The following is a 23,075-nucleotide window of genomic DNA, read 5'->3' as shown; positions in this document are numbered from 1 at the left end:
CGCTCACCCAGCCAGTGACAGAGGGTCGTCGGCGCCCCGCACCCGAGGCTTCATCCCGCCGCTTGCCTGCCAGGCCACCTCGGCCATCGCCGGCTCCAGCAGCGCCTGCGCCACGGCCACCACCTCCGGGAAGATCGCCGCGTCCCGGCCCACGATCCGCCACCAGGCAAGCCGAGATCCTGCGTTGCCGCCTGCCAAATGGTGCAGACGGCGCGGCCAGATCTCCTCCTGCTCCCAGTACAGGGCCTGCTCCCACCAGCGGGCCACCACCGCATGCGCCAGCATGAACGCCTGCTCCGGCTCCACCCCGGCCCGCACCGCACGCCGTGCCGCGCTCGGCCACCGCCGCTGCGCGGCCGCCACCTCCGGCAGCAGGCGCAGATCGAGGTGTTCCAGCGGCTGGTCGGCGTCCGCGTCCAGCAGCCGGCGGCCGTGCCTTCGGCAGACCCGGTGCCAGCCTGGCAGGTAGCGCACCGCCCGTAGTGCCTGTCCGGGTGCGCCGCGCGGTGCACAGCCGGCAGCCGAACGCGGCCGGACCGCCACCGTGCCCGCCGCCCGCCACCGGGCCTGTGCCTCCTCGGCCTCCCGGCCGGTGCAGATCTTGGGGTCGTCCATGGTGAAGGCAGGCAAAGCATGCGCCAGCACCTTGGGCTCCACCCTGCATAGCTCGGCGAGCACGTGTCGCCCGGTCCCGTTGAGGACGACCTCCGCGTCCGCCCGCGCACCGCCGCCGTCGTGCCGGGCGGGGGAGTTGCGGCATGTCCACAGCCGCAGCACACCGGCGGTCGGGAGACCGTAGCGGGCCGCCACCCGGCTGATCAACGATGCGGTCAGCTCCCCGGCCAGCGGCACGGTCCGCAACACCCCCGCTGCCACACCACACCCCCGATGCCGTTTCCTGCTCCTGCTCAGTGCCAGTCCCACACGTCACCTCCCAACTTGCCGCCCTCGTCCGCCGCTGAGTCACAAATGAGCCGAAGCACGATAGGTGTCACCACCGGCATCCGCTGAACTGTGGCTTCAGTCGGGCGAAGCACAGTGGTTGTCACCGATACGGCGCGCTACGTGTCACCAGCAGACCTCGGCGTGCTCAACGTGGCGAACGCGCTGCCGCAGGTAGCGGGCGCCCGCCCTTGCCGCGCCGATCCTGACGTTCCTGGCGCTACCGGGTGCTGTACCTGGTGGTGGCCCTGATGGCGGTGGCGGCGGTGCTGGTGGGGCGGATCCGCGAGGGGGACTGGCGGGGCGCAGTGACCGTCACAGGGCTCCGGCGTCCCGGGCCGTCCAGACGCTCGGGTAGATCGGCCGGAAGCCGAGCTCCCTGCGGATCCGCTGGTTGGACATGATCCCGAACCACGGGTCGGGGTCCGTGAGCTCGTGGAGCCCGGCGGGCGCCTCGGCGCCGTTGAGCGTGTACAGCTCGACCGTCGTGACGGGGGCGTCATCGGCGATGTTGTAGATCCGGCCGGCGATGCCCGGCGCGTACAGCAGACGCATCAGGCCCTGGGCGACGTCCGCGTGGTGGACCATCTGCAGGCGCTGGTGCGGCGCCCAACGGGCGGCCCAGTGCAAGGAGTCGGCAAGGTGTGGGTCGCCCTCGCCGTAGACGAAGGGCAGCCGCCCGATACGTACGTCCAGGCCCTTGAGCGCGAGCAGTTCGCGCTCGGCCTCGGCCTTGGACTCGGGGTAGGCGCCCCACATCTCGCCGCCCGGTCGGCTCTCGTCCTCCTCGGTCAGCGGGCGGCCCCGTCCGACGCCGTACACATTGTTCGTGCTGACCTGCACGAACCGCTCCACGCCCAAGGCCTGCGCGGCGCGGCCCAGAGCCACCGCGGCGTCCCGGTTGACGGCCCACGCCTCCTCGTCGGGCACCCCGCGGAAGGAGGCAGCGACATTCACGACGGCGTCCACGCCGGCGAGCGCCTTACCGAGTGTCTCCTCGTCGCGCATGTCTCCTACGGCGACCTGGGCGCCCAGCTCCGCGAAGCGCTCGCCGCGGGTCGCGTCCCGCACCAGGACTCGCACCTGCTCGCCCGGCTGCCGCTGGGCCAGCAGCCTCGGCAGGAAGCGGCGTCCGACCTGTCCCGTCGTACCGGTCACCAAAGTCAGCATGATGTGCTCCTCACGCACTGTGTGGCCTGTCGTCGGCGACCAGCCTCGACGGATGCGGCGACGTCCGGGAGAGACCTCTTCATCAGGGGATCGGGAGTCCCTGGATAAAGTCGGCCGGCGTCCCGCACCCTGGAGAGGTGAACCGAGCCGAACTCGCCGACTTCCTGCGCCGTGCTCGCGCCCGCCTGGACCCCTCCGACGTGGGTCTCACGGCCGGAGTCCGGCGCCGTACGCCGGGACTGCGCCGCGAGGAGGTGGCACAGCTGGCCGGCATGTCCGTGGACTACTACACGCGGCTGGAACAGTCCCGGGGCCCGCGCCCGTCCCGCCAGATGCTCACCGCGCTGGCACGCGCCCTGCGCCTGACGGAGGACGAACGCGACCACCTCTTCCACCTCACCGGTGAACAGCCGCCGCGCCGGGAGGCGACCAGCACGCACGTGCGCCCGGGCCTGCTCCTGGTGCTGGACCGGCTGCACGACACCCCGGCGATGGTGGCGACCGACTGCGGCGAGATCCTGGCCCAGAACGCACTGTCGCGGGCACTGAGCGGAGACGTCCTGGCCCGCCCGCCCCGAGGACGCAACATGATCCGCCGCTTCTTCCTGGACCCGGCGGCCCAAGACCTGTTCCCACCCGAGGACCGCCCGGAGCGCGCCCGCGAGCAGGTGGCCGGCCTGCGAGCAGTGGCCTCGGCCCGCCCCACGGACCCCGAACCCGCCGCCCTCGTCGCCGAACTACGCGCCGTGAGCGAGGAGTTCGCCCACCTCTGGGACGAACACGAGGTCGCCGTACGCCGCGCCGCCACAAAACGCTTCCGGCACCCTGCGATCGGCATCCTCGAACTCGACTGCGAGGTCCTCGTCAACTCCGACCACAACCAGCAGCTCGTCATCCACACGGCCCGCCCGGGCACGGAGTCTTACGAGCGCTTGCAGTTGCTGCGGGTGGTGGGCTTGCAGGACCTGACGCCGACGGGCTCCTGACCGCGTGCGCGATTTCGAGTTCGCTCCATGCCCACCGCACATCACCCACGGTCCCGAACTCCCGCGCCATCTTGTGCCGACAGCGGCACAGGCAGGCAGACGACCACCCCGACTACCGAGCACTTAAGCCCCTGCTCGACGCCCACCGAGCAGCTGGCCGAGGCGATCGACAGCACACCGCGGTCCCGCCAGTGACAACAAGCCTGCCTATGTGACAACTATCGTGCTTCGGCTCAAACAAGCAGGTGCCGGGCCTGCGAGCTGGCGCCAGGTCAGTAGCCGAGGTCGAGGTAGTCGATGTCGTTGAGGGTGACGTCGGTGAGTCCCATGGCGCGGTTTCCGCCGTCTTGGAAGTAGATGTCTTTGAAGCCTTCGGCGATGATCTGGCGCATCTGCTGGTCGCTGGCTCCGGCGTCGCGGGCGTTGAACAGGCGTTGTGCGTAGGTGGGGGGGAGGTGGATGGTGAGGCGGCGGAATCTTCCGTCGTCGGTGGTGCCGATGGGTGCGGTGTAGCCGAACCGGGCTCTTGTCTCCACCGTGATGCCGCGTGTGGTGGCGGCTTGCTTGCGGCGGCGTTTGCGGACCTGTGGCTGCCAGCGGGCCCGTACGGCGGTGACGATCCGTTCGGCGATGGCGCGTGGCGGGTGCTTGCGCTCGCCCTTGCGGTATCGCTCCACCGACCGCTGGCTGACCCCGATCTCCTGGGCAACGGCTTTGGTCGTCTTGAGCTGCTTCATCAGGAAGTTGATGCGGGCCTGGAGGGTCTTGGGCGGCTGGCGGGTGAAGGCTTCCCGGTCGGCGCGTTCGATGGCGTCGTCGATCTCTCCCACGCTCTACTCGCCTTCGTCGAGGACGGCGTCGCCGCCACTGATGTGGCGGGCCGGGTTGAGGCCCTTCTCCATCAGGTCGACGGCCCAGAGCATGGACTGGACGCCTTCGAGCTTGGCCAGGCCGGGGGTGGGTCCGAGGCGGAATCCGCCGGGCTGGGGCTTGCCGGACGCGGCGTAGGGGAGGAAGTCCAGGGGCGAGGGGCCGGGACTGGGGTAGACGACGCAGTCGGACAGCACCGCCAGCGGGTACAGGCCCGTCATCGTGGCCATGTTGCGTAGTTTGCGGTGCATGTTGATGCGGGCCTTGGAGATGACGGCGGCACGGATGTCGGGCCGCCAGGTGGGGCGCTGGAGGGCCGGCCAGCGTTCGCCCGCCTTGTAGGACTTGCCCTGCGGGCGCTCGCGGAGCTTGCCGACGCCGCCCTTCACGGTGGCCTTGATGGCGGACAGGACAGCGGCCAGAGCCGGGTCGACCTCCTTGTGCCGCTCCATCGCCGCGAGGAACTGGCGGTCGTCCAGGTCCCGGGTGACGCCGAGGTCGGCGAGGGTGTCGACGTAGGCGGTCTTGAGCCGGTCGTGCCACGGGTCCAGGTAGGCGCCGGTTTCGCGGCGCAGGTAGGCCTCGATCGGGTGGACGTCGTAGCCGAGTTCCTGGGCGTAGGCGACGGTGTGTGTCTGGTACCAGGCCGGTCCCGTCGGGCGGGTGCCGTCTGGCCGGCGACCAGACCATGCCGAGCTGCTCGAGTCGCCTTGCCCGCTGGCCGGTCATCTGCCCGGCCCCGTACGCCCTTCGTTGTTCCGCGACCCATTGTCCAAGCGGTGTCGCACCCTCTTTGTGTCCATATGGCACTCGGGCGTGCCGCTCGCGTTCGGTGAACTTCTTGAGTGCCGCCCAGCCGCGTGCCCAGTCCTGGCGTTCGGTGTCGATCACGTTGAAGCTGACCCAGTCCGCGATCATCACCGGATCCCTGGGGGCGGCAAAACGCAGCAGCAACCGGGATTCTTCCTCGCCCTCTTCTGGCGCGACACCGATGTTCACGGACGGCTGCGCCACGTCCTTCTGAGGCTCCTGCGGAATCGCGAGCAATTCCACGGCTTCTTCGTCGTGAGCGCGCAGACCTTCCAGTACCTTCACCAACGGGCGATACGATCCCGAGGTGAACATGTCCTCCGGCTTTTCTCCGGGCTGGAGGAATACCGGCACGATCAGAGAGGCGAGCTTGCCTTCTCCTGGCTTTTGACGGAGCGCCCGGCCGATGGCCTGGACGATGTCGTGCGGAGCACCCTTGGGGTCCAACAGGGCAACGCTGTCCACCGCTCTGATGTCCACGCCCTCGCCCAGGACACGGCAGTTGGAGAGCACGGCCCGCTGCGCCGTGGACCCGAACGAGCCGAGGACTTCCCGCCGGCGTTCGGGGACGTGCTCGCCGCACAGCCAGTTGGCCCAGATCCGAGCGGGGTACTTCTCGGGCTGATCAGCGTGCAGCTTCGCGGCCACCCGCTCCAGGCCCTCCGCGTACGCCTGGGCCTCGATGGTCCGGTGGTGGAAGGTGATGCACGTCTGGAGGTTGTGCTGCGCCATGGTGTGCAGGAGCGCGGCCTGCAAGGCCCCGAGCCGCTGACCGCGCACCTCTTCCGTGTGTCGTTCCTCGCCCATCAGCTTCTCCGGGGTGACGACCGGGTCCTTCAGCTCCAGCACGATGATCTGATACCGCGCCAGCAAGCCCCGGGAGACGGCAGATGCGAGCGAGAGCTTGTACAGGACGGGCCCGAAGACCTTCTCGTCGTCCATGGAAGCCGCCATCTCCCGCGGCAGCGGATCCCGCACCCCCTCGGCAACCTCGCGGTTGAGCCGCTCCTCCCAGATCCGCGGCGTCGCCGTCAGGTAAAGCCGCCGGTACGCCGGGATAACGCTCTGGTCGTGGATGTCCGCCCACGCCTTACCCATCGAACCCGACGTACGGTGCGCCTCGTCCGTTTTTCCTGCGATGTATGTGTGTGTATGGCTGCTGACCTGCTGCTTTGCATGTGGACAGTGTGTGGTGTGCTTTGGTGTGGGACTCCTCAAAGTTGTCAGATATCGACATCGTCGAAGACGCTGCGGCCGTGGGAGAACGTCCAATTGGTGGACCCTTGCCGCTCGCGGGTATATCCGTCTGATCGTTCGGGATCGCGGTTCTCGTACTCGCTCTCGATCAGCCGCTGGACTTCCGCCAAGGCTCGGTCGAGTGCTGCTGCAGCTTGGTCGTCTGTTTCAAAAGCACGTTTGTAGGTGCTTAGTTCCTTTTCCAGCTGCCCGTAGTAATCCTGTGGGTCGTCGCTGGAGTCGTAGTTGTATTCCCATTCTTGGAGTGTGTGCTGCAGATTGGGGATCAGCTTTCTCCGTACCTGTTCGATCAACTGGTTCCGGTCGATATCGGTAAGCAGGATCTTCCATTCAGCGCGACGGAGCCATCCGGCGTCAGGTGTGTCGACGGCGAGTTCAGCGACCCGTGTGAGGAGGACTTGATGCTCGTCTGGTTCGTGGAGGCCAGCTTGATGCAGACGTGCGAGGACTTTAGCCTCATGAGTGGCGTCTAGGAAGGACCACAAATTGGCCATCCGCTTGGGGAACTCTGGGTCGTGTTCGGTGTATGTCTTAAGGAAGTCATTTGAACATCGTGTGGCGAAGAAGGCGTACCACAGTCGGCGGTCTTCCCAGTTTCTCCGCGTTTCGGCTTCGATGTTGCGCAGACGTTTAGCGACCGCGGGATAGAGGCTTGGGGGAACGCGGAGCAGCGTGCCACGTTCTTCGGTGCCGCAGTCGATTCGAGTGAGTAGTGTTTGCCAGTTCAGGCCGGTGATGAAGATGCCTAGGAGGTTCGGGTCGGCTGCCATGTATTCGGCGAAGCCTTCCTGAAGGGTGGGGTGCCGAAACGACCAGCCTGCCGTGGTGTCGTTGTTTGCTGCCGAGGCGAAGCGTAGGAAAGTGCCTGTCAATGCTTGCAAGGCGCGACTGGCTCCTGCGGGAGTGCTGCCCAGTCTGGTGATAACGTCGGTTTGTGGAGGATCGAGGCTGAGAGGTGCTACCAACTGTTCTTCAGCTTGGTAGGTGAGAGCGAGAGCGGCCTTCTCGTCGGTGCCGAGTTCGTTGTATACGTCGCGTAGGAACGCGGTGGGTCGGGCTGCGAAATCGGTGATTCCATCATTGGTTAGCTCGAGGTGACGGGTGAACGCCTGGTGGCCGAGACGCCGGGCAACTTCGGGATGAAATGGTTCTGTTGCTGCTGCCGCGTCAAGGTGCGGCTTCATTTTCCTACGGACCTCACGCGGCTGGTCGCCGAGTTTGATGTGGTTGTAGAGGATCTGGCGGCGTTCATGCAGGGGCAGTTGAGCGACGTCGACGACGACCTGCTGTTCGTGTAGCAGGGGGTAGGCGTATTCCTTCAAGTAGGGGCGTGCGTCGCGGTAGATGTAGTCGCGCGAAGTGAGGACGACTTTTGCTCCGCCGCGGACGGCGGTCATGACATGTCGCATGTGGCGGGACCAGCTGTCGGTGAGCTGCTGTTCGTGGCGCACGGCGCCGAAGGCGTCATCGATCCAGAAGAACTGATTGGGTTCGTGCGGATTCCAGTGCCGCACCAGTCCCTCTGCATCGTGGGCGTTGACGGTCAGGCAGCCCCAGGCGTCGAGGGCGGTCATGGCCAAGGTCGCGGCGATGACGGATTTTCCAACGGCGGGCTCACCGAGAAGCAGGACGAAGCCATGGTCTTGCACAGCTTGGACGGCACGCCGGTAGGCGTCGGTGACCACGAATGTGGCTAGTTCGTCTCGCAGGTGGCCGAGCAGGGCCTGGGCTTGGGTGTAGGCGCGTTCGTCGAGGATTTGGGAGAGGTCGCCGAGTCCGTAGACGCGGGGGACGAAGGTCCGCAGGCGCTGGCGGGTGGCGATGGTGTCGCAGATCCATTGGCCGTCGAGGACCAGTGGGTACACGACGCCGGCATCGAGCAGCCGCTGGCGGATGGTGGCTTCCGAGTTGCCGCTGACCCGCGCGTTGGTGAGTAGGACGTAACTGCTGCACAGGCCCCGTTCCACCAGAGCCTGGACTTTGGCGAACTCGTCGTCGAGATCCGAGGGCGCGAGGGTGGTGTCGGCTTTCTTGGTGTGTTTGCACTGCAGGACGAAGGGGCCGTCGGGGACGTCCTGGACGCCGATCGGGTCCGGTGGCTGTTGCCAGGTGCCGTAGAAGGCGCCGTCGCGTCCGCCGTCGTTGGAGTCGGCGAAGGTGTGTACGGACTGTGCCCACACTTCGCGGAGTACGGCTGCGCACAGGTCCTGGAATGCGCGCCAGCCCAGGGTGTGCAGGGCGAAGTCGGGGGAGCCCGGTGCTGCGACGGTGCCTTTGCGGGGGTGGTCGGTCACTGTGGCTGGTCCTCGGCGGGGCCGTTGTGGGGGAAGCGGACGGGACGTTTGAGGTTGTTGCCGTGGGTCCAGGGCAGGGCGCCGTCGTGCTGGAGGCGGCCGACGACGATGCCTGGGGCGATGCCGGCTTGGCGGGCGAAGGCTTTGACGTTGTCGAAGGGCATGGGCCTGCGGGCGAGGCGGCGGTAGGCGGCGTTGTGCTCGGGCGGGATGAGGGTCTGGGCTGCGAAGGCGTCGGCTTCTTCTTCGCTGCGGTCGCCTTCGGGTGTGCGTTCGTCGGCGCGGTCGGTGTTGTCGAGGAAGGTCAGTCTCTTGCCGTGCAGGAGGGTGTGGCCGATCTCGTGGAAGACGGTGAACCAGAAGTGGTCGTCTTTTTTGAACCTGTCGCTGAGGGCGATTGCGACTTTGTCGGGGGTGAGCCAGCGGGTGACGCCGGAGACGCTGGTCAGGGGAGGGGCGGGGAGGAAGACGACGGCTACGCCGGCCTGGGCGCATAGATGGGTGATGCGGTTGGGCCAGGTTGCCGGGTCTTCCAGGGTGAGGGCGCGCAGGCTGGGCAGGAGGGCGGTGAGGGCGGCGCGGTCGAACGGCTGGCAGGGCAGGGCGCGGGCCTTGAGTTCTGCCTGGCGCAGCCATACCGCGGTGGCGTAGTCGTCGGTCTTCAAGACGGTGGAGCGGCGGAAGGCAGTGCGGTAGCTCCGCCAGAGGTCTTCGGCGATGTCCGGGTCGGCGACGCCGAAGAACGCCAGCAGGCGCTGGAGGTTGTCCGTGCTCCTGTTCTTGTTCGGCAGGATGCTGCGCTTGACGAGCTCGGTCAGTGAGAAGTTGTCGAGCCAGTCGATGCGCTTGCTGAGCTGCTGGAGCTCCTGCTGGCGGGTGACGTGAGTGCGCCAGGCGGCTTCCAGCTGGTTCCACATGGAGGCCGGGATGCCGGTGGCGCGCTCGAGGAGGAGCGCGGTCTCGGGGGTGAGGACCGCGGTGCCCTGGACGATCTGGTTGATGTGCTTGGTGGACAGGCCGGTACGCCGGGCGAGGTCGGCCTGCGGGATGCCGAGTGCTTCCAACTGTTCCTTGAGGGTCTCGCCGGGCGGCTGGGCGGAGTCGGGCGCGTAGACGAAGGGCGGGGCGGGAGGCGGGGTCACGGGTGGTGCCTCTCTGAGGTCGGGGAGGCGGGGGTGGCGGGGGCGGTCATCGCGTGATGGCGATCGCGGTGACTATCAGGGCGCGTACGGAGTGTTCGTCGAGGGTGCCGTCGTGGTGAGTGGCGGGCGGGTCGTCGCGGGGGCGTACGACGAGGTGGCCGTGGTCTCCGAGCGAGACGATCCGGCTGACGCCGCTGTCGGTTGGGTTGGGCCGCAGCCGGGCGGCCGCGAGGTGATGCAGGTCGGCCAGGTGGTCGGCGGCGGCCATCTGGCCGAGGCGTCTGTGGAGCGTGACGGCGGCCTCCGGTCCGTAGCGCGCCCGGCGTGCCGCGTCGCTGTTGCAGACGCGGGCGAGCTCCGCGTCGTCGAAGGCGATGTCCACCGGCAGCCCCAGAGACCTCTTGCGTATACCTGTCGCTTCCATGCTACTCTCTCGATCAAGGAAAGTTTCATTGACCTAATGGGTGCATGAAACTTGTCTCGCGATGGAGTGTCTTTGCAGGTCAGATCGGTTAGATCCGGAAGGAGGTACGTCATGCCGGGCAAGTCCAGCAAGGCGAGTGGGGCTGGTGGGAAGCGGGGGCGGAGTGCGGTCACGGGTCGGTTCGTGAAGCAGTCGACGGTGCGCAGGCACCCGTCGACGACGGTGAACGAGCGCGTGTCGCGCGGCTCGAAGAAGAGCAAGTAGGCGGGCTTCGAGCCCGCCTTTCACATATCCCGGCCCGCTGTGGCGGGCCGGGGGAGAGGTGGTCGTCATGGCGACGGCAGACATTCAGCAGCAGGAGACCGGCGGCAAGACGGTGACGGTCATGGTGGACGGTGAGCCGGTGGAGGTGCCGAAGCGCACGACGCCGAACGCGGTCCTGGGTCTGGCCGGTATCGATGCGGGCGCGCATTACCTGGTGCGGATCACCGGGCGGCATCAGCACTCGTTCGCCGGCCGCGGGGAGGAGGAGATCACCGTGCACGAACGGGAGACGTTCGTGTCGGTCTCCACCGGCCCGACTCCGACCGCATGACCGCGGTGATGCCGGAGGCGGGGCCCGCGGGAATACTCGCGGGCCTGCGCCAGCGCCGGCTACACAGTGGAGCAGACCGGCAACTTCGCCGTCTTCGACTACCTCGTCGAGGTCGGCCCGCAGGCCGGGACGACGGTGCGGATCGGTCTGGAGCTGGTGCCGGACTGGCCGCTGTCGGCCCCGCACGGCCCGCACATCACCCCCCGCCTGGGACACCCGCACGGTGCGGTGCACACTTCTTCGCTGGGGCAGGAGTGGGAGCACTGGAGCCGCCCGCCCGCCGACTGGGCGCAGGACCGCACCGTCCGCGGCTACCTACGGCACCTGCGCACCCTGTTCGCGCAGCTGCAGAACGGTCCTTCCGCATGATCGGCCGCTTCTCGGTCGCGATGACCAGCGAGGTCGCCCAGCACCTGACCGGCCACCTGCGCCGTGCGGACGGGCAGGAGGACTGCGCCTTCGTGCTGTGGCGGCCGAGCACCGGCGCCAGCCGCACTACCGCGCTGCTCACTGAGGTGGTGCTGCCGCGTGAGGATGAGCGGATCGTGCGCGGCACGGTGGACTTCACCAGCGCCTACTTCCTGCGCGCCGCCGCCCTCTCAGCTGAGCACGGCTGCGGGCTCGGCTTCATCCACGCCCACCCCAAGGGCCGGGGCTGGCAGCGCCTGAACGGCATCGACCACGCGGCCGAGGCGTCTTTCGCCGCGCAGACCCAGGTGATCACCGGCCGCCCGCTGGTCGGTCTGACCTTCGCGGGCACCGATGCCGGTTTCGGCGCCCGCATCTGGCAGCAGCAGGCCCCCCGCCGCTACGCCCCCACTGAGGCGGAGAGCGTCCGCGTGGTCGGCGGCCGCCTTGCGGTCACCGTCAACGACCGTCTTCTCCCTGTGCCGGCGGTGACGAACCGGCAACTGCGCACCGTCTCCGCCTGGGGACAGGCAACCCAGGACGACCTGGCCCGCCTGCACGTCGGTGTCGTCGGTTGCGGCTCGGTCGGCGTGCTCGTCGTCGAGGCCCTGGCCCGCACCGGCATCCAGAACCTGAGCCTGTTCGACTTCGACACCGTCGAGGAGCACAACCTCGACCGGCTCCTTAACGCCACCATCCGTGACGTACGCCTGCACCGGGCCAAGGCCCACCTCGCCGCCCGCAGTGCCCGCCGCGCGGCCACCGCCACGAACTTCCGGGCAGCACCGTACGAGCTGAGCGTGGTCGAACCTGCCGGGTTCGCCGCCGCGGCTGACTGCGACGTGATCTTCTCCTGCGTCGATCGGCCCTGGCCCCGTGCCGTCCTCAACCTCCTCGCCTATGCCCATCTCATTCCCGTCGTCGACGGCGGCATCGCCGTCGACGCCCGCGGAGGACGCCTGCGCGGCGCCGAATGGCGCGCCCACATCGCCGCCCCCGGACGCGCCTGCATGGAATGCCGGGGTCAGTACGACCCGGCCCACGTCCAAGCCGAACGCGACGGTTCCCTCGACGACCCCGCCTACATCACCGGCCTGCCCGCCGACCATCCGCTGCGCCGCAAGGAGAACGTCTTCGTCTTCTCCACCAGCGCCGCGGCAGCGCAGCTGAGCCAGTTCGTCACCATGACGACCGCACCGGGCGGGATCGCCGACACCGGTGCCCACCTGTACCACCTGACCACCGGCACCCTCGACCGTCGTGAGGACGGCTGCAAGGCGGGCTGCCTCTATGACGGTCCGCTGCGGGCGCTCGGCGACGACACACCCATCCCGGTCACCGGACCGCACCTGACCGCCGAGCAGGCACGCGCTGCTCGTGTCCTCACAGCAGGTCGCTGGCCGCTTCGCGCCCGGCGCGCCGTCGACGACCTCCTGCACCATCTCCGGTGACAATGGCCCGACCGCGCCGCATTCAGAGCGTAGGCGCCACGAAAGTCACCCGATGCCCATGGGCACCGAGCAGTTCCTTACCGACCGGATACACGTGTAGCACGCCACTGAACAGCCGACTCCCTTGACCAGCACGCAGACCAGCCACCGCGCCCCCGCCGGTGCGTGGCCGGCGGGGGCCCGGTGGTGTGGAGCGGGTGTGGTCAGGCCTGGCCGCGGATCTTTCGGCCGTTCTCGGTGTCGGGGAAGAGGATCGCGTCGGCGACGCGGCCTCCGGAGTCCTTCACGCCGCCCGCGAAGGAGATGCCGCCGGTCGCGGTGGCCTTGCCCGCGATTCCGTCCCAGTAGGCGGCTTCACGGTCCCACTGGACGGTGTCGAGGAGCTGACCGAGGCGGTAGGAGGTGAGGCGATCGGCATCGGTGCTCCACGGCATCGCGCGGTTGAACGCGACGCCGAGGCCGGCGAGGAGGGCCGGGGTGGTGACGGCGGTGCGGGCGGCGAACAGCGGGAAGTACGTCTCCAGGAACCACGAGAGGATGTCGGTCACCTCGGCGCGCACCGTGTCCGCGGTGGTGCCGTCGGGGATGTCGTCCTCGGTGATGGCGGCGGAGGACAGGGCGATGCCGGGGCGGCCGAGCATGGTGGTCACGACCAGGGCGCGCAGGCCGGACAGAGTCAGGAGCTCGGGGTCTCCCGCGGACAGCTGCCGCTTGGTCGTCTGGACGAAGGTGGAGAACGGGTGCTTCGCACCGTCGCTGGTGGTGACGATGACGGCTCCGGCGATGTCGTGGGCGAGCTGGGTCGCGAAGTCGCGCTGGTCCATGGACATGGCGAGGTTCTTCGCGACGGTGACGCCGAGCACGTTGCGGTCGAAGAACACCTGCCGCGCCTCGGAGATCTGAAGATCCCAGTACAGCTCGAAGGGGATACGGACGGCGCGGAGCTGGGCGGTGGTGACGCCGTAGTCGTCGGGGTTCTCGTTGATCTCGTGCCAGGCGGTCATCTGGGTTTCGCCGTCGATGGCGATGACGTGGGTGCCGGTGACGACGGTCACCTTGCAGATGCCGGTGCCGGGGGCGAGCTCGGTGGGGTCGACGCGAACGGACTCGATGCCGTCCTCGGGGGGAGCCCAGAGGGTGACGGGGGGATGGGACCAGCCGTTTCCATGCTCGCCCTTGATGCCCGCGGCAAGGTAGGCGGCGTAGGCGGGGATGTTCTTCTTCTTCTGGGTGTCGCGCACGGTGCGCTGGACCAGGGCGCGGATCTCGGCGTGGCGGCGCTGGGTCGGGGTGGCCCTCTTCATCAGCTGCTTGTCCTCTTCCCGCTTGGGATTGGGGACGAGGGCGAGGAGGGTGGGGAGGTCGATGACGCCGATGACGGACCCCGAGCGGAACGGGATGACGGTGAGCGGGACGCCGGAGATGGCGGCCGTGGGCATGGGCAGGCTCATGCTGATTTTCCCCCCAAATGATGGTTGCTGTGGCACCGTGTGATGGCACGTTAGATCTAACTGTATCTCAGATGGCGAGCTGCGGGAGTGATTTCGTGAGCTGCGGTTAGTGAAATTGTTTAAACGTAGAGCTGCGGGCGCACTCGAGAAGTGTTAGGTCCGGTGTTCCGTTGCCGCGGATACGATCTGAGACCAAAGGCGCTCGTGCCGCCGGTGAGACATGACCGGTTGAGGCCTCGGCACCGCTCACCTCGATGAAGGATGGGTTCGTGATCTTTCCCAGCGGATCGTCGTTGTCGCCGTTGGGGCAGCGTTTGCGCGTGCTGCTGGGTGCCGAGCGTGCTGTGGGTGATCTGCGGCGATACTTCGGTATTGATCTGCCGCCGGGCGCGGTGCCGTTCACCGGTAGTCGGTTCGAGCATCTGGGGGATGGGGGAGACCGGCTGGAGGTCGCCGACCGGATCACGGCAGAGGACCTGGTCGCAGTGCAGACGTTGTCGGTCACCGTTCCGGCGCCTGTTGCGCTGGACATTCTTGAGGGCTGCCTCGGCGCGCAACTGTCCGGTCTGCTGCAGGCCGTTCCCAGGGACACCGACATGGTCGAGGCCGAAGTGTCCGGCCTGGCTCCAGGGTCGCCGGCGGACCGAGCCTGGCACCTCCTCTGCGCCCAGCACGGCGTTGACTGGGTCATTGCTGGGAAGCTCTTGGCTCGTAAGCGTCCGCGTCTATTGCCGGTCTACGACAAGGTGGTGCGCTGCGCTCTGGGCCGCCCGCGCCCCTCGTTCTGGCTTGCGCTGCATGCCGCGCTGCGAGCGGAGGACCGCGCCCTGCACCGCCAGTTGCTCGCGCTGCGTCAGGTCGCCGGGGTGCCGGAGACGGTGAGTGCGTTGCGGGTGTGCGATGTGGCGGTGTGGATGGGGCACCGGTCGGAGGGTCACGCCTGTCCTCGTTGACTTCGGCAGCGAGGTTGCCCTTCCGGCGTTCCGGCGTTCTGGCGTGTGAGGGTGACGGACTTTACCAACCGTCACCTGGGTGTGTGGGACGTTCGCGTGGAGTGGGCCATGGGTGTGGGGGAGGGGTGTGGACTCGGGGCCAGGAGTGCCGCCACCGGGGCGGTTCCCGGTTCGGAGGAGGCGGTGCTGGGTGGGTGGTCGGCTGGTGGTGGGCGAATTACGGGTGCAGGAGATCGTCCGTGCCGGCGGGCGGGTGTCTTACACGGTCGTGGACGCGGACTGCACGGAGGTGGCGGAGGCGGACGGGTTCTTGCGTACCTGCCGGGCGGGCACGGACCGTACGTACGCGTATGTGCTGGTGGATCATCTGCGGTGGCTCCGCTTTGCGGGCCTGACGGTGGAGTCGGTGTTGCTTGAGGACCTGCGGCACTACATGGCGGCACTCGGAGCGGACTATCCCGGGCCGTTCGGGCTGCCGTGGCGGGAGGGGAAACGCCCGTACGGGCACAGCGCGTTGAAGACCGCGGCGGCCTGCCTGAAGGGCTTCTACCTCCACCTGGGCACCCATGGCGTGAACCCGTCGCTGGCGGAGGCGCTGCGCGTTACGAGGTTGCCGACGCGGGCGGATAGGCGGCGGGCGATGCTCGGGCACGTCCTGCACAGCATGCCTGCCAACCCTCTGGCTCCGGCGGAGCGGGTGCGCCGGCATCCGAAAATGCTCCCGGAAGGCGCCCGGGAGCTGATGCTGGGGGCGGTGTCGTGCGCGCGGGACCGAATGGTGGTCACGTGGCTGGCCGACGGCGGTTTCCGGATCGGCGAGCTGTGCGGGCTGCGCCTGGTCGACCTGCACCTGCGCGAGCAAGCTGCGTGCGGTCAGTGCCGGGGGCCGCACGTGCACATCTGCCACCGTGAGGACAACGCCAACCGGGCCCGGGCCCAGACAAAAACGCCCTGGGCCTGGCAGGACAACGCCGTAAGCGGCGGGACGGTACGCCGGGCGAGTCCGGCGATGATCCACACCTACTTCGAGTACATCACCACCCAGTACCCCGCCCAGACCGTTCACGGCATGCTTCTGGTCAGCCTGCACGGCCCCTCCCGAGGCCAGCCGTGGACCACCGCAGCGGCCCGCGGCATGCTGCGCCGGGCCGCAGCCCGTGTGGAGATCGGCCGGGTGGTACCGCACGCCTTCCGGCACAGCTTCGCCACCGCAGTGCTGGACGCCGCACGGGGCAACGCGGTGATCGCGCGGGAGGCCGGCGGCTGGGCGTCGGCGGCGACCGTCGAGCAGGTCTACGGCCACGTGGACGTCCACGATCCGGTCTTCACCGCAGCGCTGGAGCAGGTCTGGGGGACACAGTCGTGATCCCGGTGCCAGGCCGCACCGACACCACCCGCATCGGCCGCGACCGGCTCGAACTGCTCACCGCCCTCATCGACGCCCCCGCATTCGACCCGCTCTTCCGCGACACGCTGATCTTCATCCCTCCTCAGCACCCGGTCTTCGCCTGGCAGTGCGGCGTCGACGGCTGTGAACGCATCCGCCGCGTCAGCCACAACCTGTGCGGTTCTCACTGTCTGGAGTGGGAGCAGGCAGAGCGGGTCGGCCAAACCAAGCGCACTTTCATGCACGCCGCAACGCCTCTTCCGGCCGCGCGGGGAGTGGACTACGGGCGCTGCCGGATCTGCCCCGACCGCCCGGCCGTCAGCCCTACAACCCAGCTGTGCCATCAACACCAGAACCGCTGGCAGTACGGCTCGGCGGCGCGCGTCGACCGGAACGACCTCGGACAAGGGGCCCTGGCCCAATACGCGTTACCCGGCTACGGCCTCTGCAAGGCCCGCTGTCCGTTCCTGGCCTGCGGCTCGGTGGGATTGTGCATCCAGCACCAGACCCGCTACCAGACCGACCAGCGTCCGGGAGGAGCCCGGTCGGAACGCATCCATGGCCGCATCAAAGACGGACGCCCGCTCCCCGTGACCTACAACGACGAGTCCGCCTTCCATGCATGGTGTGCCACCACGGAACCCGTGTCACAGCCAGGACTGGTCAACCTCCACGCGTTGCCCCCGTTGCTGCGGTCCGAGATCCAGTGGGGCCTGCACACCCATGCCCAGGCCGCACAGCACTCCGAGTGGACCACCAACGGCATCAGGAATCTCGTCAGACATTGCCAGCGAGGCGGCATCACGTCCCTGATGGACCTGCACGCCGGCGGCTACGCCGGCCTGACACGCAAGCAGATGGACTCCGAGGTCCGCAAAATCATCTGGGAGATCGTCAACGGTCTGCGCTGTGTCTACTACAGCCCCTCGGACACCAAGGACGCCGGTTTCCTGGAGACCGATCACTTCGGGCGACGCTTCAAGAACGCCCAGAGCCACTTCAACATCACCGCCGTACCGCAGCGGTGGCTGCGCGACCTGCTCTGGGACCACCTCGCCGAGTGGCTCCGTTCCCCGCAGTGTCCCCGTACCCGAGGCCCCTTCGACCAGATGCGCCGCGCCGCCGTCGAACTGGGCGTCTTCCTCCAAGCCGACGCACCCAAGGCAGGCCACGACCCCACCGTGCTGCGCCGTGAACACGCCGAGCGGTTCGTCGCCGACCAGCGCGACCGCGCCCGCCACGGCCTGCCGTCCCTGGGCATGGTCCTGGTCGACGGACGATCCCCCACCGTCACCGATCTGAGCTGCCAATTCGTCTTCAACCAGGCACGCAAGCTGCTCTACAGCGCCATTCCCGCCGGCCACGCCGAACGCCTCGGCATCGACACCGGCTTCCTGACCGCCATCCCCTTCGGCGGCGCCGGCCTCAAGCAGCGTTCCCGCAACCCCTTCAGCGACGACGTCGCCCGCGCGCTGACCGACGAGACCAACCTGCGCCGCCTGGAGGAACTCGACCTCAACGACCGGGGCCTGCGGGACATCTGGGAGACCATCGTCGCCACCGGGCGCCGTTGCAGCGAGGTTGTCGGACTGCGCCTGGACTGCATCGGCCGCTACCGCGGTCTGGCCATGCTGTGGCACGACCAGACCAAGGTCGGGAACTACAACGAGGGCATCCGCATCCCCGAGCCCGTGTACCAGCGCATCGATGCCCGCCGAACCAAGACACTCCAGCTCTTCGAAAAACGCTACGGCCGCATTCCAGCGGCTGCCGAACGCCCCGGCCTTGTTCCCCTCCCGCATCCGCAACCCCAACGGCCGGCAGCCGATCTCCTACGGACACTTCAACGAGCGTTTCAGGACCTGGATCGCCGACCTCGACCTCGGCGGCGCGTACGTCGCCCACCAGGCCCGCCACACCCTGGCCACCAACCTGCTGCGCGCCGGCGCCACGCTCACCCACATCCGCCGCTACCTCGGCCAGCTCTCCGAACGCATGGCCGAGCACTACGTGAAGATCACCAACAGCGACCTCGAAGACGTCCTGAACACCGTCTGGGTAGCCGGGCCCGGCGCCCCCAACCCAGGCAAACTCCTCTCCGGCGACACCACCCCCATGGACCGCGAGACAGCCCTCGCCCTGGCCCTGGACCTCTCCCGCCGCAGCACCCCCGCCGACGGCGGATTCTGCACCTACCAACCCGTTGTCGACGGCGGATCCTGCCCCTGGAAACTCGACTGCGAGAACTGCGACAACTTTGTCCTCTCCGGCGCAGACCTCCTCTACTGGCGACGCAAAGCCGAACAGTGGCGCTCCATCGCCGAGAACGCCCCCGACGACTACCTCCACACCGTCTTCGAACCCACCGCCAAGGCGATCAAAGGACTCGAACAGGCCCTGGCCGCCCTCGGCATCCTCGACGAAGCCCTCACCCTCGACCTGCGGCGCCCCCAGGACTACTTCCACCGCACCTGGAGCACCGCTTTCCGCGCCCGAGACCTCGCAGCACTGCAGGCCCCCGACGACGCCACAGAGCAGCCATGAGCACTTCCCGCACCGACGCGGCCGTCCGAGCCCGCCGCCAAGCCACCCAAGAGATGCTTCAACGCCTGCAGACCGCCCTGGCGGCTATGGCCCGCGACCATACCCCCGTCACCGTCGCAGCCCTTGCCCGTACCGCCCGCGTCTCACGCACCTTCCTCTACCAAAACCAGCAGGCCAGAGCCCTTATCGAGCAGGCCACCCGCACAAGCAGACCTCAACCCGGCATCTCCAACAGTCGCAGCCGCACACAGCCCACCTGGAGGGAGCGCGCCCTCAATGCCGAAGAGGCACTCGCCCAGACCCAGCGCGAAATCCTCACTCAGCGCACCCGCATCGCAGAACTCCTCGGCAAGATCCGAGACCTCGAACACGATCTCCCCGAAGGATCACTTCAACGGATCGTCACCGAGAACACCAGTCTGAAGCAGCAAGTACGACAGCTCACCCAGGACAACCAGCGCCTCCAAGAGCGTCTGGCCAGCGCTCGCCAGAACAACCGCTTCCTGGACAAACGTGTCGCAGATCTTGAAGCCCAACTCGCGCCGTACCTCATCACCCCACCTCCGCCACCGTGACCCCGCCTCGGTGCATCGCCAGATGCGGACGACACGCTTCCTCGTTCGTCATCAGGCCCAGTCGATGCCGAGTTCGGCGAGTGCCGTGCGTTGGTCGTGGGTGAGTTTGTCGCGGCGGGTCTTGGTATTCGATAGCCATACGCCGAGCTTGTGCTGGTGCTCCTGGCCGTCGATGACGACGCGTTCGACGTGTCCCCTCGGCACTGCCTTCTGGACGCCCTCGCGCTGGATCCACTGAGTGAGGGCCGCCAGACCGCGCTGAAAGGCTGATCCTTTCCCTCCGCCCTTGGCCGTCGGGGCCGGGGTGTGGCGTTCGACGGGTTTCACGCCCAGCGCTGTGAGCCGCTGCTGCTGTTCTTCGGAGAGTTCCGCCCAGCTGCGGCGTTGTCGCTGGAGCCATTTGCCGAGGTCATCGCCTTCGTAGAGGACGCCGGGGGCGATGTCGGGCAGGACGCCGTGGGGTTCGTCGGCGGCGAGGTCGGCGAGGACGCGGTAGTGGCGTTGCCAGTCCAGCGGCCAGGGGCAGTTCCAGTCCGGGTCGATCTGCGCGAGCTGTGCGGCTCGGGCTGCGGCGCGCTGCGGGTTCTTGCCGAGGCCGTCCTTGCGGCGGAGGTTGGCCATGTGTTCACCGACCGGGACCAGTCCACTGTGGGCGTCGCCCCATACGGCGTCGCGCCTGGGGGCGAGGTGGCCGTGGGCGCGGTGGAAGGAGCGCAGGGCGGCGAGTTTGTTCTCCCAGGCTTCGTCGCCTGGTTCCCACACCATCCCGGCCTCGTCGAGCAGCATCTTGCGGTGGTCGTCGAGTTCGTCCGCGCGGTACACGCGCCGCTGCTGGTGGACCCACCGCCCCAGAGGGAACGCCTTGGTGGCGCCGGCCTCGGTCTCGGTGTCGTAGGGCACGGCGTGCAGACCGGTGATGTGGTTGTCCTTCCGCCAGCGCAGCAGGGCCTGGTAGGCCTCCAGCCAGACCAGGGACTCCGGGCGGTACACCCGGGTTCGCAGGAACGCCGCGATCGTCGCCGCGTCCCTCGGGGTGGAGAAGTGCAGCAGCTCTGACTCCACGGCGTCCTCGGTCTCGTGCTGCCCGCCTTCTCCATCGGCCGTGGTGCCGATGATGCGCCCGTCCTCGTCCCGCTTCACGTGCACGTGCCGCTGCCCGCTGGTCAGCGCCCGGCTGGCGAGTTGTTCGACGAGGCGTTCCGAGTGACTACGGAGTCCTTGGAGGACGGCTACGAGGGGTGCGAACGAGGCGGAGGCGACCATGTCGGTCGGGTCCTCGCCGGGCTTAAGGAAGACGGGCACGATGATCCTGGCGATCTTGGCCGTGCCGTCGGGGTTCGGGCGCAGTGCCCGGCCGATGTTCTGCACGATCTCCACCTGGGAGCCGCGAGTGTCGGCGAAACACACCGCCTCAACGCCCCGCTCGCCGACGATGTCAACGCCTTCGCCGAGCACCCGGACGGAGGCAAGGAAGGCCCGGTGTACGCGGCGGCCCGCGGCATCGATGCCATTGGCGAACTGCCGTAGGGCTTCCCGCCGCTCAGCGACGAGGTGGTCGCCGCACAGCCATGCCGACCAGACGCGGTCCGCCGGCATGTGGCGGCCGGCCTCCAGCTGGTAGAACTCCGCGTCGATCGACGACTTCGGCAACGAATCCGCGTCGGCCAGAGCCTCATCGGAGACCTCGGCCGCGTACAGCCCGGCGGCCGTCTGCGGCAGCTTCTCCGCGAATGCCATCGCCTCCTCCACCCGCTGGTGGAAGGTCATAACCGTGCGCAGGTTCCGCGCGGCGGCGTGCTCCAGGAGCGCGGTCTGCAGCAGGGCGAGGCGCCGGCCCCGCTGCGCCTCCTCCGGCTCCCCGAGGACGGGGGAGGGGTCGTGGATCTCCAGCACGTCGATCTCGAAACCGGCGAGGATGCCGCGTTCGATCGCCTCGGACAGTTCGAGCTCGTAGATCCACTCGCCGTACGGGCCGTCCGGGTCGGACGCCATGGTGGCGATCTCCAGTTCCTGCCCTTCCCGGCCGCGCTGTGGGAGCGACGGGGCGAGGATGCGGGGGGTGGCGGTGAGGTAGAGCCGGAAGTCCGCAGGGATGCGGGTGTTGTCGTGGATCGCCGCCCACGGCCGCCCAAGATCACCGGTGGTTGAGTGGGCTTCGTCGACGACGGCGAGGTCGAACGGGGCCATTGTCTGTCCGTACAGCCGCTCTCCGCCCGCCAGAGCAGCCTCCAGCGGCCCGCGGACCCTCCGCTGACCCAACGGGTCCTCCGGGTCGTCACGATCCACCAGGGAGGCGTACGTGGCGAACACGACCACCGGCCCATGCCCCGCCCACAGCGCCAACTGGATCGCGTTCGTGGTGGTCCGTACGCCGAGCTGCTCCAGGACGTCGTCCTTCTCCAGCGAGCACACCGCGACCATCGGCCCGTTGTGACCGACCCTCCGCCACGCCTGAACGGTCTGTACGAGCAGATCGAGGGTGGGAACCATGACGAGGATCCGCCCGCCACGGAAGCACTCCAGCGCAGCCCACGCAGCAGTGATCGTCTTTCCGGACCCCGTGGCGGACACCACCGTGGCGCGCGCCCCTTCCGCGGGCACAGAGGACCTTGCAGGGAACCCGACCCACTTACGGATACGCGCAGTCGCATCCACCTGGTGTTCCCTGAGCACGATTCTCTGAATTCCAAACTGCACTGTCATCAGTTCCTCTTGCCAAGAGTCGCGTTGCAGCCGATGCCTCATCGAACGCGGGTGAGCTTTTAAGCGCCGAGTCCTTTGAGGCCCCATTCATCGAGCCCGGAGTAGACCGTTGCCGTTCGGCATTGCGGTGCCAACATGCACTCAGCTTCCCCGCGGTAGACGGCCACAAGAGAGTCAGCTCCTCGCCACCAGGTGTCTGCGCGTCCGGCAACCTCCAAGACCGGTTCAAAGCCGTCGAGTTGCAGCGCCTCCACAGCTTCACCGGTCACCGTGGTGATAGTGCGGGCGCACCGGCGGGCATGATCTGCAAGGGCCACCGACTCCACCCACCCCGCGATGCTCCCATGCAGAGGCACCCAAGTGCCGGCATGGATACCGAACTCCCCCTCGGGACCAATCATGAAGGCTAGGGAAGCGCGGTGCGCTGCAGCCCGGCCCCGAACCACCAGCCCTCCGCCTCCGCCCCCTCAGGCACGTCCGCACTGAACGAACTGTGGCCACCGTCGTAGTGCGGAGACGGAGAGGGCTATCCCGCCCCAGATTTCCTGATACGCCACAGCACGGTCAATCTCTACTGCCGGGATTCCATGCTCCAGCCACCGGGCCCGGTGCTGCTCCACACCAGGATCAGAAATCCGGTAACCGTGGATTCGGACGAAATATTGAGCCCTGCGCGTAAGCCCATCAGGAATCTTTTCCCTGATCGTCACTCGATTCACCTCATCGACTCTGCTCACCCTGTCGAGCTCACACGTCCTTGAGGGTGTGACTAGTTTCTCCCAACTCTACATGCTGCATCACAAGGAGGCATGCACTACGCTGAAACTCGACACGAACGAGCAGCCACCTCTCCTCATAGCCAGCCAGGCCCGCGCCAGCGGGCCCGAAGGGACTGGAGGCGCAGCCGGAAGGACCGTTGAGGGCGGGGGAGCGCAGCGGACCCGCCCGACCGGCCTGGAGCGTCAGCGGAGGGCCGGGTCCAGGACGAAGTCCTGCTGCTCCGGGAGCGCAGCGGACGGAGCGTCAACCCGGCTGCGCAGCAGCCGGGTTATGCGGGACGCGTAGCGTCCCGCCAGCGCTCCCGCGGAGCGGGAGCGCAACAACCGTGCGCAG

General features: G+C 68.1%; 17 protein-coding genes and 2 pseudogenes. 8 read left to right on the top strand and 11 right to left on the bottom strand.

Annotation, left to right across the window (positions count from 1 at the left end; genetic code table 11):
* Positions 1-3 precede the first annotated feature (3 nt).
* On the bottom strand, positions 4-876 hold the full coding sequence (locus tag ACSUPV_RS41165) for a hypothetical protein (RefSeq protein WP_436950024.1): 873 nt from the start codon (positions 874-876) through the stop codon (positions 4-6).
* A 381-nt stretch (positions 877-1,257) separates the two neighbouring features.
* Positions 1,258-2,112 carry an NAD-dependent epimerase/dehydratase family protein gene (locus tag ACSUPV_RS41160; protein ID WP_436950023.1) on the bottom strand — a complete coding sequence of 285 codons (855 nt, stop codon included), beginning with the start codon at positions 2,110-2,112 and terminating at the stop codon, positions 1,258-1,260.
* A gap of 137 nt (positions 2,113-2,249) precedes the next feature.
* Between ACSUPV_RS41160 and ACSUPV_RS41155 the strand changes: the two genes are divergently transcribed.
* Positions 2,250-3,098, top strand: coding sequence for a helix-turn-helix transcriptional regulator (locus tag ACSUPV_RS41155; RefSeq protein WP_436950022.1), 849 nt, complete (start codon positions 2,250-2,252; stop codon positions 3,096-3,098).
* A 272-nt stretch (positions 3,099-3,370) separates the two neighbouring features.
* Here the strand turns inward: ACSUPV_RS41155 and tpg are convergent, their stop codons facing one another.
* The 6 genes and pseudogenes from tpg to ACSUPV_RS41125 all read right to left on the bottom strand — a co-directional run bounded on the left by tpg (position 3,371) and on the right by ACSUPV_RS41125 (position 9,895).
* A complete protein-coding gene (tpg, locus tag ACSUPV_RS41150) occupies positions 3,371-3,928 on the bottom strand; it encodes a telomere-protecting terminal protein Tpg (protein ID WP_436950021.1) in 558 nt (185 codons plus the stop codon).
* A 3-nt stretch (positions 3,929-3,931) separates the two neighbouring features.
* Positions 3,932-4,642: pseudogene (locus ACSUPV_RS41145) on the bottom strand (telomere-associated protein Tap); the annotation flags it as partial.
* Positions 4,641-5,903, bottom strand: a pseudogene (locus ACSUPV_RS41140) (Helicase associated domain protein); the annotation flags it as partial. The pseudogenes ACSUPV_RS41140 and ACSUPV_RS41145, both read right to left, overlap by 2 nt.
* 98 nt (positions 5,904-6,001) lie before the next feature.
* The gene (locus ACSUPV_RS41135; RefSeq protein ID WP_436950020.1) at positions 6,002-8,329 is read right to left on the bottom strand and encodes a hypothetical protein; all 2,328 of its coding nucleotides are present in this window, start codon (positions 8,327-8,329) and stop codon (positions 6,002-6,004) included.
* Positions 8,326-9,471, bottom strand: a complete 1,146-nt coding sequence (locus ACSUPV_RS41130; RefSeq protein ID WP_436950019.1) for a helix-turn-helix domain-containing protein — start codon at positions 9,469-9,471, stop codon at positions 8,326-8,328. Before ACSUPV_RS41130 ends, ACSUPV_RS41135 begins: the two co-directional genes overlap by 4 nt.
* A gap of 46 nt (positions 9,472-9,517) precedes the next feature.
* Entirely contained in the window at positions 9,518-9,895 is a 378-nt protein-coding gene (locus tag ACSUPV_RS41125) for a hypothetical protein (protein ID WP_436950018.1), read from the bottom strand.
* 331 nt (positions 9,896-10,226) lie between these two features.
* Here ACSUPV_RS41125 and ACSUPV_RS41120 point away from each other — a divergent pair, with 331 nt between their 5' ends.
* The 3 genes from ACSUPV_RS41120 to ACSUPV_RS41110 all read left to right on the top strand — a co-directional run bounded on the left by ACSUPV_RS41120 (position 10,227) and on the right by ACSUPV_RS41110 (position 12,349).
* Positions 10,227-10,490 (top strand): hypothetical protein, encoded by a 264-nt coding sequence (locus ACSUPV_RS41120; RefSeq protein WP_436950017.1) that lies wholly within the window; start codon positions 10,227-10,229, stop codon positions 10,488-10,490.
* Between the two features lie 66 nt (positions 10,491-10,556).
* A complete protein-coding gene (locus ACSUPV_RS41115; RefSeq protein ID WP_436950016.1) occupies positions 10,557-10,859 on the top strand; it encodes a hypothetical protein in 303 nt (100 codons plus the stop codon).
* Positions 10,856-12,349, top strand: a complete 1,494-nt coding sequence (locus ACSUPV_RS41110) for a ThiF family adenylyltransferase (protein ID WP_436950015.1) — start codon at positions 10,856-10,858, stop codon at positions 12,347-12,349. Before ACSUPV_RS41115 ends, ACSUPV_RS41110 begins: the two co-directional genes overlap by 4 nt.
* Positions 12,350-12,552: 203 nt before the next feature.
* On the opposite strand, the gene ACSUPV_RS41105 is transcribed toward ACSUPV_RS41110, so the two are convergent.
* Entirely contained in the window at positions 12,553-13,800 is a 1,248-nt protein-coding gene (locus ACSUPV_RS41105; RefSeq protein ID WP_436950014.1) for a DNA sulfur modification protein DndB, read from the bottom strand.
* Between the two features lie 269 nt (positions 13,801-14,069).
* Between ACSUPV_RS41105 and ACSUPV_RS41100 the strand changes: the two genes are divergently transcribed.
* Both ACSUPV_RS41100 and ACSUPV_RS41095 read left to right on the top strand, forming a co-directional pair.
* Positions 14,070-14,753, top strand: a complete 684-nt coding sequence (locus tag ACSUPV_RS41100) for a DUF6308 family protein (RefSeq protein ID WP_436950013.1) — start codon at positions 14,070-14,072, stop codon at positions 14,751-14,753.
* Positions 14,754-14,943: 190 nt separating this feature from the next.
* Entirely contained in the window at positions 14,944-16,119 is a 1,176-nt protein-coding gene (locus ACSUPV_RS41095) for a tyrosine-type recombinase/integrase (RefSeq protein ID WP_436950012.1), read from the top strand.
* 668 nt (positions 16,120-16,787) lie between these two features.
* Here ACSUPV_RS41095 and ACSUPV_RS41090 read toward each other — a convergent pair.
* Positions 16,788-17,942, bottom strand: coding sequence for a hypothetical protein (locus ACSUPV_RS41090; protein WP_436950011.1), 1,155 nt, complete (start codon positions 17,940-17,942; stop codon positions 16,788-16,790).
* On the opposite strand from ACSUPV_RS41090, the gene ACSUPV_RS41085 reads away from it, so the two are divergent.
* Both ACSUPV_RS41085 and ACSUPV_RS41080 read left to right on the top strand, forming a co-directional pair.
* The gene (locus tag ACSUPV_RS41085; protein WP_436950010.1) at positions 17,926-18,684 is read left to right on the top strand and encodes a tyrosine-type recombinase/integrase; all 759 of its coding nucleotides are present in this window, start codon (positions 17,926-17,928) and stop codon (positions 18,682-18,684) included. The two genes, ACSUPV_RS41090 and ACSUPV_RS41085, sit on opposite strands and share 17 nt — an antisense overlap.
* Positions 18,681-19,259, top strand: a complete 579-nt coding sequence (locus ACSUPV_RS41080) for a DUF6262 family protein (protein WP_436950009.1) — start codon at positions 18,681-18,683, stop codon at positions 19,257-19,259. Before ACSUPV_RS41085 ends, ACSUPV_RS41080 begins: the two co-directional genes overlap by 4 nt.
* A gap of 51 nt (positions 19,260-19,310) precedes the next feature.
* On the opposite strand, the gene ACSUPV_RS41075 is transcribed toward ACSUPV_RS41080, so the two are convergent.
* Positions 19,311-21,962: a Helicase associated domain protein gene (locus ACSUPV_RS41075; RefSeq protein WP_436950008.1), complete on the bottom strand. Its 2,652-nt coding sequence runs from the start codon at positions 21,960-21,962 to the stop codon at positions 19,311-19,313.
* Between the last annotated feature and the right edge of the window lie 1,113 nt (positions 21,963-23,075).

The sequence above is a fragment of the Streptomyces sp. SudanB52_2052 genome (assembly GCF_964272415.1).
Taxonomy (GTDB): domain Bacteria; phylum Actinomycetota; class Actinomycetes; order Streptomycetales; family Streptomycetaceae; genus Streptomyces; species Streptomyces olindensis.
Note: the sequence above shows the minus strand (reverse complement) of the source record. Positions and strands in the feature narration are given on the sequence as shown.

What these genes read in the sequence shown, in the direction of transcription:
- ACSUPV_RS41160 (WP_436950023.1), bottom strand. Translation starts at nt 2,112, where the DNA reads ATGCTGACTTTGGTGACCGGTACGACGGGACAGGTCGGACGCCGCTTC.
- ACSUPV_RS41120 (WP_436950017.1), top strand. Translation starts at nt 10,227, where the DNA reads ATGGCGACGGCAGACATTCAGCAGCAGGAGACCGGCGGCAAGACGGTG.
- ACSUPV_RS41090 (WP_436950011.1), bottom strand. Translation starts at nt 17,942, where the DNA reads ATGCGGGAGGGGAACAAGGCCGGGGCGTTCGGCAGCCGCTGGAATGCG.
- ACSUPV_RS41105 (WP_436950014.1), bottom strand. Translation starts at nt 13,800, where the DNA reads ATGAGCCTGCCCATGCCCACGGCCGCCATCTCCGGCGTCCCGCTCACC.
- ACSUPV_RS41080 (WP_436950009.1), top strand. Translation starts at nt 18,681, where the DNA reads ATGAGCACTTCCCGCACCGACGCGGCCGTCCGAGCCCGCCGCCAAGCC.
- ACSUPV_RS41110 (WP_436950015.1), top strand. Translation starts at nt 10,856, where the DNA reads ATGATCGGCCGCTTCTCGGTCGCGATGACCAGCGAGGTCGCCCAGCAC.
- ACSUPV_RS41075 (WP_436950008.1), bottom strand. Translation starts at nt 21,962, where the DNA reads ATGACAGTGCAGTTTGGAATTCAGAGAATCGTGCTCAGGGAACACCAG.
- ACSUPV_RS41125 (WP_436950018.1), bottom strand. Translation starts at nt 9,895, where the DNA reads ATGGAAGCGACAGGTATACGCAAGAGGTCTCTGGGGCTGCCGGTGGAC.